This window comes from Companilactobacillus mishanensis, assembly GCF_003946505.1.
Lineage (GTDB): Bacteria > Bacillota > Bacilli > Lactobacillales > Lactobacillaceae > Companilactobacillus > Companilactobacillus mishanensis.
Window position 1 is genome coordinate 77,593 of sequence record NZ_RHON01000002.1, and the last position, 13,252, is coordinate 90,844.

10 protein-coding genes are annotated in these 13,252 nt (G+C 38.3%); 9 read left to right on the forward strand and 1 reads right to left on the reverse strand.

All coding sequences use genetic code 11. The features are described from left to right. The first annotated feature begins 13 nt into the window (after window positions 1–13). From ligA to EKM63_RS03060, 9 genes are all read left to right on the forward strand, one after another. A complete protein-coding gene (gene ligA, locus EKM63_RS03020; protein ID WP_125703592.1) occupies window positions 14–2,038 on the forward strand; it encodes an NAD-dependent DNA ligase LigA in 2,025 nt (674 codons plus the stop codon). Window positions 2,039–2,050: 12 nt separating this feature from the next. Next, window positions 2,051–3,184: a CamS family sex pheromone protein gene (locus tag EKM63_RS03025; RefSeq protein WP_125703594.1), complete on the forward strand. Its 1,134-nt coding sequence runs from the start codon at window positions 2,051–2,053 to the stop codon at window positions 3,182–3,184. Window positions 3,185–3,198: 14 nt separating this feature from the next. Continuing rightward, entirely contained in the window at window positions 3,199–3,498 is a 300-nt protein-coding gene (gene gatC, locus EKM63_RS03030; protein ID WP_125703596.1) for an Asp-tRNA(Asn)/Glu-tRNA(Gln) amidotransferase subunit GatC, read from the forward strand. Beyond that, window positions 3,498–4,955, forward strand: a complete 1,458-nt coding sequence (gene gatA, locus EKM63_RS03035) for an Asp-tRNA(Asn)/Glu-tRNA(Gln) amidotransferase subunit GatA (RefSeq protein ID WP_125703598.1) — start codon at window positions 3,498–3,500, stop codon at window positions 4,953–4,955. Before gatC ends, gatA begins: the two co-directional genes overlap by 1 nt. Continuing rightward, the gene (gene gatB / locus EKM63_RS03040) at window positions 4,955–6,385 is read left to right on the forward strand and encodes an Asp-tRNA(Asn)/Glu-tRNA(Gln) amidotransferase subunit GatB (protein WP_125703600.1); all 1,431 of its coding nucleotides are present in this window, start codon (window positions 4,955–4,957) and stop codon (window positions 6,383–6,385) included. Before gatA ends, gatB begins: the two co-directional genes overlap by 1 nt. A gap of 13 nt (window positions 6,386–6,398) precedes the next feature. Continuing rightward, entirely contained in the window at window positions 6,399–7,385 is a 987-nt protein-coding gene (locus EKM63_RS03045; protein WP_125703602.1) for a diacylglycerol kinase, read from the forward strand. A 40-nt stretch (window positions 7,386–7,425) separates the two neighbouring features. After that, window positions 7,426–8,781, forward strand: coding sequence for a 23S rRNA (uracil(1939)-C(5))-methyltransferase RlmD (rlmD, locus tag EKM63_RS03050; protein ID WP_125703603.1), 1,356 nt, complete (start codon window positions 7,426–7,428; stop codon window positions 8,779–8,781). Between the two features lie 768 nt (window positions 8,782–9,549). Further along, window positions 9,550–10,839, forward strand: a complete 1,290-nt coding sequence (locus EKM63_RS03055) for an APC family permease (protein WP_125703605.1) — start codon at window positions 9,550–9,552, stop codon at window positions 10,837–10,839. Then, window positions 10,836–11,546 carry a gamma-glutamyl-gamma-aminobutyrate hydrolase family protein gene (locus EKM63_RS03060; RefSeq protein ID WP_125703607.1) on the forward strand — a complete coding sequence of 237 codons (711 nt, stop codon included), beginning with the start codon at window positions 10,836–10,838 and terminating at the stop codon, window positions 11,544–11,546. Before EKM63_RS03055 ends, EKM63_RS03060 begins: the two co-directional genes overlap by 4 nt. Window positions 11,547–11,590: 44 nt before the next feature. On the opposite strand, the gene EKM63_RS03065 is transcribed toward EKM63_RS03060, so the two are convergent. Beyond that, window positions 11,591–13,168: a cation:proton antiporter gene (locus tag EKM63_RS03065; protein WP_125703609.1), complete on the reverse strand. Its 1,578-nt coding sequence runs from the start codon at window positions 13,166–13,168 to the stop codon at window positions 11,591–11,593. Window positions 13,169–13,252: the final 84 nt, after the last annotated feature.

The following is a 13,252-nucleotide window of genomic DNA, read 5'->3' on the forward strand; positions in this document are numbered from 1 at the left end:
AGGGGTGGAACAAATGGCTGATTTAAATTTGACTAAACAAGAAGCTAATGAAGAATTATCAACTCTTCGAGACAAATTAAATTCATATCGTGATGCCTATTATACTAAGGATGCACCACTAGTTGAGGATAGCGAATACGACAAGCAATACAATCGTTTATTGGCTATTGAGCAGGAATATCCTGATTTAGTGACACCTGATTCACCTTCACAATTGGTGGGGGATGTGACTTTACCTGATTTCAACAAAGTAACTCATGATATTCCGATGTTGTCGATGGGGGATGTCTTTTCTGAAGAAGAATTGGCAGACTTCAATGACCGTATTGAAAAGAATGTCGGTGACGAAGTTGATTATAACGTCGAATTAAAAATCGATGGATTGGCGATCTCATTAGTTTATGAGAATGGTGTCTTGGTTCAAGGCTCCACTCGTGGTAATGGAACGATTGGTGAAAACGTTACTGAGAACCTCAAGACTATCAAGTCAATTCCTCAAAAGTTACCACGTCCACTTAGTTTTGAAGTGCGTGGTGAATGTTTCATGGATAAGAGTGAATTTTTACGTTTAAATAATGAACGTGAAGCTAACGGTGAACAGGTTTTCGCTAATCCTAGAAATGCCGCTGCCGGAAGTTTACGTCAGTTGAATCCTAAAGTCACGGCTGATAGAAAACTTGATACGTTCATGTACACCATCGTAACTTTTGACGATTTAGAAGTTACAACTCAGCATCAAGCACTTGAAACATTGGAAGAACTTGGATTTCACGTCAATCCAACAGCACAAGTTACAACGGGGTTGAAAGGTGTTAATGAATTCATCGATCATTACGGCGAAATGCGTGACAGCTTGAACTACGGAATTGATGGGGTTGTCTTGAAGGTAAATGATTTAGCTTTCCAAAGACAATTAGGTAATACAGTCAAAGTGCCTCGTTGGGAAATTGCCTATAAATTTCCACCTGAACAAGCTGAGACGGTTGTTCGTGAAATCACCTGGACGATTGGTCGTACCGGAGTTCTAACACCAACTGCTGTCATGGATCCTGTCAGTTTAGCAGGTACAACAGTTTCTAGAGCAACTTTGCATAATATCGATATGATACGTGCCAAAGATATTCGAGTTGGAGACACCGTTTTGCTTCATAAAGCAGGAGATATCATTCCGGAAGTTTCCCAAGTTGTTTTAAAGAAACGTCCAGCTGATTCAGTTCCAGCCGAAATCCCAACTCATTGTCCATATTGTGATTCAGAGTTGATCCACTTGGAAGATGAAGTCGCACTTCGTTGTATCAATCCTAAGTGTCCAGCTCAAGTTAAGGAACAATTAACTCATTTTGCTTCAAGAAATGCGATGAATATTGACGGACTTGGCCCTAAAATTATTGAACAGTTGTATACTAAGAATTTAATCGAAGATGTGGCTGACTTATTCAAGCTAACTGCTGATGATTTAGGTACTTTAGATGGTTTTAAAGATAAGTCTATAAATAATTTATTAACTGCAATTGATAACTCTAAAAGTAATTCAGTTGAACGATTATTATTTGGATTGGGAATTCGTCATGTCGGCGCCAAGGCTGCTCGAATCTTGAGCGAAGCATTTGGTAACTTAGCTAACTTGATGGCTGCTTCGAAAGAAGAAATCCTAGAAGTTAATACTATGGGTGAAATTATTGCTGACAGTATAATTACTTATTTTGATAATAATGATGTTCAAAAGTTAATTAATGAATTAGAATCAGTAGGAGTTAATACAGAATTTATCGGCAGTTCAAATAATAATGAAACAAATGAACATTTTACTGATAAAATAGTTGTTATAACCGGAACTCTGACAAAATATAAACGTTCGGAATTAACAGAACTTCTTGAAGGAATGGGTGCAAAAGTCACCGGTTCTGTTACTAAGAAGACTGATATCTTGATTGCTGGTGAAAAAGCCGGAAGCAAATTGACTAAGGCTCAACAATTAGGAACACAAATCATTGATGAAGAAACTTTATCTGATTATCTGGACAGTACAGAGGAATAGAGGAGAGAAGTTTTGAAAAAATTCATTAAAACCGCAACATTGATAATGATGGCCTCAATTTTTTTAACTGCTTGTGGTAATTTGTCTAACTCGAGTTTGTCTTCTGGAGGCAGCGATAGCGGAAAAACTTCCGTTCAAACTACCAACGCCAGCGACTCGGGTTCTTATGATGTCTTGATGGATAGTGGTAAATACAAAACCAGTTCGATCAGTGGCTTAAGTGCTTCTGATAACAATAATCAATTCAACAGTCGTAGTTTTGAAAGTGGTTTGATGACACTTTCGAAAGACCAATTTTCAACAAGTAATTATGTTTTCCAAGAAGGACAAGTTTTGTCCGCAGGTACTGTTAATAAATGGCTTGGACGAAAATCAAGTAAGAATCCAACTGGCTTGAATCCAAAGTCAAATGGTTCAAAGAGTGAGAATAAACGTGCACCAATGTATCTCCAACAGATGCTCGAACAAGATTATTTCCAAAAGGATAATGGAAAGTATAAATTAGCCGGCATGTCGGTTGGTATTGCAATCAATGAAGTCGATTATTATCAAAAGAAACAATATGGAGCTACTTTCCAAACAAAAATTTCTGAAGCTGACCGTAAAGCACAAGGTGAAGCAATTGCTGCCAAAGTTGTTCAACGTTTGCGCAAGATGAAGAGTGTTGGAAATATTCCTATTGTTGTTGGCTTATATTCAGTTGCTCCACAAGATACCTTGGCTGGTGGTAATTACTTCCAGACCTCTACTGCTAAGAGCAATGAATTAGGCGGTTGGAAGCATTTGGATTACAAGAGTCAGATGTTACCTACTGTTAATAATGAAGATCCTATCAGCAGTAGCGATTCTGATGCATTCGCTAACTTTAAGTCACATATCCAAGACTACTTCCCTAATATTTCAGGTGTTACCGCACAAGCTCATTACGACGGCAATAGTTTGAAATCATTGGATGTGACCGTTAATACTCAATTTGATGGATTAGCTCAAGTTACTAGCTTTACTCAATTTGTTCAAGATAGTGCAGGTAAGTACTTGCCATCTGGAGCAAACTTAGAAATTAATATTCAGACTGTTGATAGTCAACAAGCCTTGATCACAAGAACTAACGGCAAATTCTATTCACACGTAGATAATGCAGATTAGCAAAGGAGAAAAATATGATTTCAAAAGATGAAATTTTACACGTTGCTGAATTGGCAAACTTGAAATTTAAAGAAGACGAAGTTGATAGCTTTGTTGACCAACTAGGAAGAATTGTTGAAATGGAAGGCAATCTTTCTTCAGTAGATACAACAGGAGTTGAACCTACTTATAACATGGGTGACACAAGTACTGTCTTCCGTGCTGATGAAGGTATCCATACTCAAACTAGAGAACAAATGCTCGAAAATGTTCCCGAAGTTGAAGATAACTTGATCAAAGTTCCAACAATCGTTGCTAAGGAGGAAGACGAATAGTGAATTATTTAAACGAAACTATCGATTCATTGCATGAAAAGTTAGCTAATAAAGAGATCACTTCTAAAGATCTTACACAAGACACTTTGAAGACAATCAATGATTCAGAAGACACATATAATGCCTTCGTTACAGTTAACAAAGATGCAGTTAAAGATGCTGAAAAAGTTGATGCCGATGGTATCAAAGGCTCACTTTCAGGTATTCCAATTGCCATCAAAGATAATATTTTGACTGACGGACTTTTGACAACTGCTTCAAGTAAGATTTTATCTAACTTTATGCCAGTTTATAGTGCTACTGTCGTTGAAAAGTTAAAGGCAGCTGGTGCGATCAATGCCGGTAAAACTAACTTAGATGAGTTCGCTATGGGTTCTTCTACTGAAACTTCATATTATGGAACATCTCATAACGCTTGGGATACAACTAAGGTTCCCGGTGGTTCTTCTGGTGGCTCCGCAGCCGCAGTTGCTAATGGTGACGTTGTTGCTGCATTAGGTACAGATACTGGTGGTTCAATTCGTCAACCATCTGCATTCAATGGTATTTTCGGTATCAAACCAACTTATGGACGCGTTTCACGTTGGGGAGTTATCGCCTTTGCTTCATCACTTGATCAAGTAGGTGTAATGTCAAAACGTGTTGAAGATTCAGCCACAGTGCTTTCAACAATTGCTGGACATGACGATCATGACTCAACAAGTTCAAACAAAGAAGTTCCCGATTACAGAGCTAATTTGAATAAAGATATGACAGGTATCAAGATTGCTGTTCCTAAGGAATTCTGGCATGAAGGTACTAACCCAGAATTGTTGAAGCAAATCGATGCCACAATTGAAACTTATAAAAAATTAGGCGCTACAGTTGAAGAAGTAAGTCTTCCAACTTTGAAACATGCCGTTGAAGTTTATTACGTTATCGCTTCAAGTGAGGCTTCATCAAACTTACAAAGATACGATGGTGTTCGTTACGGATTCAGAGCTAAAGATGTTAAGAACATCAAGGAGTTATTCGTTAACTCACGTTCTGAAGGATTCGGAGACGAAGTTAAACGTCGTATCATGTTAGGGACATTCGCACTTTCAGCTGGTGCATATGATGCATACTTCAAGAAAGCTGCCGAAGTTAGAACACTCTTCATCAACGAGATGTCAGCTGTTCTTGATAAATATGACTTGATTGCTGGTCCATCAACAACAACAACAGCCTTTGGAATCGGTGATAAGATCGACGACCCATTGGCAATGTACATGAACGATATTTTGACTATCCCTGCTAACTTGGCCGGTCTACCCGCAGCTTCAGTTCCTGCTGGACTTGCTGATGGTATGCCAGTTGGTTTGCAATTGATTGCCAAACCTTTTGATGAACAAACAATTTTTAATGCTGCTTATGCATTACAAGAAGAAAACAAATTTTATGAAAAAATTCCAACTTCATTAAAGGGGGAAGACTAATGAATTTTGAAACTACTATTGGTCTTGAAGTTCACGTTGAGCTAAAGACAAAATCAAAAATGTTTAGTCCTTCACCAGTTGCTTATGGTGCAGAATCAAATGTTAATACCAATGTTATCGATTTTGGTTTCCCTGGTGTTCTACCATCAGTCAATAAAGAAGGCTATCGCTTAGGTGTAATGGTAGCTCTTGCATTAAATGCACAAATAGAAGAACATACACATTTTGATCGTAAAAATTATTTCTACCCAGATAATCCAAAGGCATATCAATTAACACAACATGAAAAACCATTGGCACATGATGGATATATCGAAATCGAAGTTGACGGTAAGAAGTCAAAAGTCGGTATCGAAGAACTTCACGTTGAAGAAGATGCTGGTAAGAATACCCACGGTAATTCAGGATATTCATATGTCGATTTGAACCGTCAAGGTACACCACTTATCGAAATTGTTTCAAAAGCAGATATGCATTCACCTGAAGAAGCATATGCTTATCTTGAAAAACTTCGTCAAATCGTTCAATTTACAGGTGCTTCCGACGTTAAGATGGAAGAAGGTTCAATGCGTGTTGATACGAATATTTCTATCAGCCCAGCTGGATCAGACACATATGGTACAAAGGTCGAATTGAAGAACTTGAACTCATTCAATTTCGTTAGATTGGGTCTTGCATATGAAGAAAAACGTCAAGCAGCCATCATCAAAAACGGTGGAACAATTGGACAAGAGACAAGACGTTTCGATGAAAAATCAGGAGAGACTGTCTTGATGCGTGTTAAGTCCGGTGCTGATGATTATCGTTACTTCCCAGAACCAGATTTACCAAAATTCTCTATTGATCCTTCATGGATCAAACAAATCAAAGATGAACTTCCAGAACCAGCTCATGAACGTCGAGTAAGATATATCAATGAACTTGGCATTCCTGAATATGATGCTGGAGTTTTGACAGATACAAAAGAAATGTCAGACTTCTTTGATGCCACAGTAGACTTTGGTGCAAATCCTAAACTGGTTTCAAACTGGTTGATGGGTGAAGTTAATGGTTACTTGAATGAGAAGAAATTAGGCTTGTTAGAAACTAAATTGACACCTGAGAATTTGGCAACAATGATCAAATTGATTTCTGATGGAACAATTTCATCAAAAATTGCCAAGAAGGTTTTCCAAGAAACAATCAGTAATGGTACTGAACCAGAAGGATGGGTCAAAGAAAAAGGACTTGTCCAAGAATCTGATCCTGCAGTATTGAAACCAATGATTATGGATATTCTTGATAATAACCAGCAATCAATCGATGACTTTAAAAATGGTAAGGATCGTGCAGTTGGTTTCTTAATCGGACAAATTATGAAACAAACACACGGCCAAGCTAATCCTAAAGTTGTCAACAAGATACTAATGGAAGAATTGAACAGCCGTTAGTTAGGAGTATTTTATGCGTGCTAGATTGATATATAATCCCACATCAGGACATGAGTCCTTACCAAATAGTGTGGGCGACATTTTAAATGTAATGGAGCAAGCTGGATATGAAGCCAGTGCTTATCGTACAACTGCTGCCAAAAAATCAGCATTAAAAGAAGCCAGAAGAGTTGCACAAGAGGGCTTTGACCTTGTTGTTGCTGCTGGTGGAGACGGTACTATTAATGAAGTAGTTAATGGTATTGCTGATTTGGAAGAAAGACCAGAGTTGGCGATAATTCCTGCTGGAACAACAAATGATTATGCCAGAGCTTTGAAAATACCAAGAGATGATGTCGTCGAAGCAGCCAAAGTGATTTTGAAAAAGCAAAAACTTGATATCGATGTCGGTCAAGCCGGAGATAATTATTTTATTAATATTGCCGGTGGTGGTTCAATGACCGAACTAACATATGAAGTACCTTCAGCTTACAAATCAATCCTTGGTTACTTGGCTTATTTGGTAAAGGGTGCTGAGATGTTGCCTAGAATCAGTCCCATCGATATGCACATTGAATATGATGAAGGTATTTTTGATGGCAAGGCTACAATGTTCCTAATTGGATTAACAAATTCAATCGGTGGTATGGAACAAATAGCTCCAAACTCAGTTATCGGTGATGGAACTTTCTCATTGATAATCGTTAAAGAAACAAACTTACGTGATTTAGTACATCTGATTGCATTGGTGCTAAACGGTGGACGTCACGTAAACAATCCCAAAATTATTTATACAAAGACAAAAGAGATTACTGTCAAAGCTAACGATGACAATCGCATTATGATCAATCTTGATGGTGAATATGGTGGGGATGCCCCTATGAAGTTCACCAATTTGCACAATCATTTACGCATATATGCTAATGTTGATTCAATTCCTTTGAAAGCTCTTGATACGCCAACTAGTGAAGAAAAAGATGTTGGTGAAAAGATAATCGAAGAAGAAAAGAAATTAGATTAACAGTCCTACGGACTGTTTTTTCTATATAAGAGGAAAATTTATGGACAAGCCAAATATCAAAAAGAATGATAAGTTAGAATTAACGATCAACGACCTTTCTTATGAAGGAAAAGGTGTCGCTAAAGTCGATGATTTCACACTTTTCGTTGATAATGCTTTGCCAGATGAAACTGTCAATGCCGTGATTACAAAAGTTGGAAAGAGTTACGGTTTTGCTCGTACTCTGGATATCATCAAGAAATCACCACACCGTGTTGAAGACGTTGATAACGTTTATGTCAGAACAGGAATCGCACCATTAAGCCATTTGGCATATTCACAACAATTACTTTTCAAACAACACCAAATCGAAACAGGCTATCAAAAAGCTCATTTGGATGTGAAAGTTAACGAGACATTAGGCATGGAAGATCCATTCCATTACCGAAATAAAGCCCAAGTACCAGTTCGCCAGATTGATGGCAAATTGACAACAGGCTTTTATCGTAGACACTCACACGAACTGATTCCAATGGAAGATTTCCTGATCCAAGATGCAAAAATCGATGCCGAAATCTTGCGTGTGCGTGATATTTTACGTAAGTACAAAGTAAAAGGCTACGATGAAGAGAATCATAAAGGACAAATCAGAACCATCATGGTCAGACGTGCATACTATACCGGCGAGATCATGGTAGTCTTAGTATCACGAGTTAGAGATATTTCACATTATAAAGATATCACCAATGAAATATTGGCAAACCCAGATGTAAAATCAGTTTATTTGAATATCAATGAAAAACAAACAAACGTGATTTTAGGTAAAGAAATGTTGTTACTAGGTGGATCAGGATATATCGATGATGAGATTTTGGGACACACATACAGAATTTCACCACGTTCTTTCTACCAAGTAAATCCAACTCAAACACAAAGACTATATCAACTAGCCATAGATAAAGCCGACTTGAAAGGTAACGAGACAGTAGTCGATGCATATTCAGGTATCGGTACAATTGGATTATCATTGGCAGATAAAGCCAAAAAAGTTACCGGAATCGAAGTTATCAAAGATGCAGTTGAAGACGCAAAAAGAAACGCTGATATCAACGGAATCAAGAACGCAGATTTCGTAGTTGGTAAAACAGAATATGTTTTAAACGACTGGGCAAAAGATAAAAAGAAAGTTGATGTTTTGATGGTTGATCCACCAAGAAAAGGATTAGCAGCATCATTGATCGACAGTATTCACAATATTAAACCAAAAAGAATTGTCTATATTAGTTGTAATCCAGCAACATTGACACGTGATTTGAAGGCATTGAGTGATATTTATGATATGACCGACACAACTCCAGTTGATATGTTCCCAATGACAAATCATATAGAATCAGTTACACAATTGAACTTGAAATAGGGTTTTGTATGGCGGATGTGGCGGAGGTTCACTGACGCCCGACGGTTAGGTTCTTTGGGGCGTGGACGCTGCGGGTCGTTCTGGCAGCCAAAGGGCGGTCTGCAGAATCGACCTTGTTGTAACCTCGCCCTTTGGCGAGCCAACAACAATTTCGCGGCTTGGCCCCAAAGAACCTGCCCTCTGGGCTGAATTCTAGTTCTATTTCAGATTGGTCCGAAATATGTAGAATGGTGGCTTCCTTTTCTAGAAGACAGATACTGTTTTACAGGCACTAGACATGAAATTAAACGCGTCATTTGAATATTAGGAGTATCAAAAAGTTCACTTCTATGAGGTGAACTTTTTTGCATTAATTTATTGGCAGTGGGGGCGATGGTTTAGATTTATGAGTTGATGGAACATCAACGAATAAAACAACAATTTACTGAAAATAAAAACGGCTCCCCAAAATAGCAGTATACAAAAAACAAGTGACCCGTTCATAAATAATATTAATCCAAACTAAGATTTAGATTCGAGGTACAGTTCAGCCTGGAGGGCAGAAACAGGGGACCAAGCCGTGAGATTGTTGTTAGACCGGCAAAAGCCGGACTTACAACAAGGCAAGCCATCATGACCGCCCTTTGGCATGATTGTTGCCCATGGCGTTCCGGCTCCCCAGTTTCTGACCGCAGGGCGGCAGTGAACCCCCACCACATAACCAACCACAACAAACAAAATAAGTAGTATAATCAGAATATTATTTATGAAACATTGGGGGGAACGGAAATGAAGGGAAAGTTTGGCACTTTGAGTGTTATCCTTCTAGGAATAAACTCGATCATAGGTTCAGGAATCTTCTTGCTACCAGGGAAAGCAGAAGCTCTCATGGGCCCAGCAAGTATTTTAGTTTTCATCTTCGATATGTTACTGATCATATCGATTGCGTTATGTTATGCCGAGGATGCGACATACTTTGAAGCTAATGGAGGACCTTATTTATATGCGAAAAAGGCCTTCGGTAATTTCATTGGTTACGAAGTAGGATTCAGCGTTTGGGCAATCAGTATTATTGCTTGGGCAACTATGTCGACTGCTTTCGCTACGGCTTTGGGAGCAATATACCCGGTCGTTCAAGAACCAATTTGGCGTGACCTGACTATTATTCTTCTATTAGGAATTTTAACTACCATTAATATTTTAGGTGTTACTTTGACAAAAGTTGTTAACAATATTGTTACTATTGCGAAGCTTTTGCCTTTGGTTATTTTTGTAATTGTTGGTTTATTTTTTATCAACGGCGCAAACTTTACACCATTTGTTCCACAGAATATTGATTTCTCGAACTCATTTGGATCAGCTGCAATATTGATTTTCTACGCATTTACGGGATTTGAAGCTATTGCCGTCGCTGCTCAGGAGTTCAAGAATCCACAAAGAACTATTCCACTTGCTATCGTAGTTGTACTTACTGTGGTTGCTTTACTTTACATTTTGATTCAAGTTGTTTCCATCGGAATTCTCGGTGGTGCTTTGGCTGGTAGCAATGCTCCAATCCAAGAAGGTTTGGAAAAAGCTATTGGGCCAGCAGGTAAGGCTATCGTTGCTATTGGTACGTTAGTCTCAATTCTTGGTGTTGCCACAGCACAGTCTTTCTACTTACCAAGAATTGGTTCATCGATGGCTGACAACGGCGTTATGCCCAAAATCGTAGGACGTCGTAATCAACGTGGAGTTCCATTTGTTGCCATGTTAGTATCATTTATTATCGCTGTTCCACTGGCTTTGTCTGGAACATTCCAAACTTTAGCTGCCATTTCAGTAGTTTCTAGGTTTGCTCAATATATTCCAACTATCCTTGCAGTATTGGTCTTTAGAAAGAAATTGACACAGACTAGTTCGAAGTTTAGAATTCCGCTGGGTCCAACGATACCTGTAATTGCGGTCGTTGTCAGTTTCTGGTTGTTGACTAAGGCAACTGGATTCCAATTGATCATGGGTCTAGGATGCTTAGTCATCGCTGTACCATTTTACTTTCTTAATACTTACATTAATAAAAAGGAAGGCGATTTGGAGTGAAAAAGGTCGGAATAGTTGCCAACCAATATATTCAAGATAGTGCGTTCTTCCAACATCAGGATGCTACTTTTACTTTTCAAGGTAATGTAACTGGGATTCAAAATGTTGATGCATTGCCTGTATTGATACCGATCCAACATCCAGAACACGTTGATGAGTATTTGAAATTAGTCGATGCTGTTCTTATCCCAGGCGGACAAGATGTTGATCCTACATTGTATGGTGAAAAGTTAAGTTCAATGACAGGTACAATTTCTAAGCCTCGTGATAAATTTGAGTTGGAATTGATCACTAAAGTGCTGGAAAAAAATATGCCACTAATGGGATTTTGTCGAGGTGCACAAATGATCAACGTTGTACTTGGCGGAACTTTGTATCAAGATGAATCGATGATCGAAGGTCCAATCAAAGTTGAACATCAACAAAAGAATCCTATGTCTGATCCTAGTCATTACGTCAGTTTAGCTGGTGCTGGTGCTGAACTTTTGGGTGATAGACTAGCTGTTAATTCGCAACATCATCAGGCAATTCACGAATTAAGTGACCAATTATTGCCAGTTGCCTATGCTGATGACGGGATAATTGAAGCATTTGTTGCCAAGAATCCAGATCAGACTATTTTGGGTTACCAATGGCATCCAGAATTGATGGTCACTGCCGAATATTCAATTAAGATTTTTAGAAATTTTGTAAATACAATTAAATAATTGCAAGCAAAAAGACAATCGCCAAAATGGTGATTGTCTTTTTTTTAGGCTTTATTTTCAACTGCCATAGATTCTGAAACTAGGACTTCACTGTAGACTGTATAAATGTGTTGAGCCTCTTCTAATGCCATACCATCTAATTGATCATAGAGGAAATTTCTTTCTTCCTCGAAGGCACTCATCAGGATCTGTCGTTCCTCAACTGCTTGGAATCCAGTGAAGATATAACGTTTGTTGTTGATTCCTCGCCACTGGGAGAGAAAATCTTTGATGGTTGTCTGCTGTATCTGGTCATTGAGGTCAAATATAACACTCTCTTTTACGGCTGGAGAAATCTCTAAACTTTCAACATAAGCTATTCCCACTCTGACCATATCTCGACGAATCTGCTTGGCTTTGAGTTCGATATCATCTTCATCGAGAACCGGATCAAGAATAAATTTGAAGGCAATAGTTGGGACAATCATACTCAAAATGATTACGACGGTCTCAACTAACAGTATCAAATCAAATATTTTTCCAGAGAATCCTTGGCTAACTAGGGAGAAGGCTAGGGCTAATGTAACTGCCCCATGAACGCCACCAAGTGAGAAGGTAACGGCTTCAATTTGAGAATTTCGAGCGATAAATTTTGCGTAAACGTAACGGATTATCAGACTTAGAACATATAAGATAATTCCTAGATAAAGCCAATCCAGGTTGTCCGTCAATGCACTTTTGTGTTCGATAAAAATTCTGGAAATTGCCAATCCCAAGATCACGAAGACTGAACTATTCAATAAATCAGCAATGAAATCTGATGCCGTGTTGAAGAAATTTTGGAATCTTGGTGTAGAGAAACGTGTTCGGCGGACTTCACCGTTGAAAATCAATCCAGCACTGACAACAGCGATGATTCCTGATAACTCAAGCTTTTCAGAAATTAGATAAATGATTATCGGTGTTAAAAAGTAAATTACGATATTGGAATAGTTTACATTCCAACGAGTACGCATGATTTTTTGACGAATAATCATGATTATAAAAGCAATGATCATACCTAGAACTGCACCACCGACAGCGGATAGTAAGAAATCATAGATGTTCTTTGTATATGAAAGATGGCCAGTTTTGTACCAGAGGACTGCGGCTTGGAGCAAGATGATCCCGGAAGCGTCGTTGAAGAGTGACTCCATTTTCAAAACTGCTTCAGTTCTTCCTGGAAGTTTTCGTCCTTCACGAACTGTATCCAGAGCTGTTGCATCAGTTGGTGTACTGATTGAGATTAATATCAATGCTAATGGCAATGTTAGTGAGAAAACTGAGGTGACTGTAAACAAGCTGATTACTGCTGAAATAAGTGCTAAGAGAATTGCAGTTCCCAGGATATCTTTGAATTTTTGTCTGACCATGATGCTACGGGTCTTCTGACCATCTAAGAATAATAGTGGTGCAATGATGAAGACCATAAAGGATTCAGAATCAAATTGCATGATCATCGAATTCATCATGGGAACGCAAGCAATGATAATTCCTAATAATAAATTGATATAAGTTTTTGGAATAACTTTAATATATTTGGCAACTAAATTAGCGATAGCAACTGTTAGAAAAATAGCAGTGGTTGAAAGATAAATATTCATAAATTTTCCCCCTCAGGAAAAAGAAAAATACAGGCTAACTTAGCCTGTATCGTAATTAATTTGAGATTATAGTAGTGACCTATA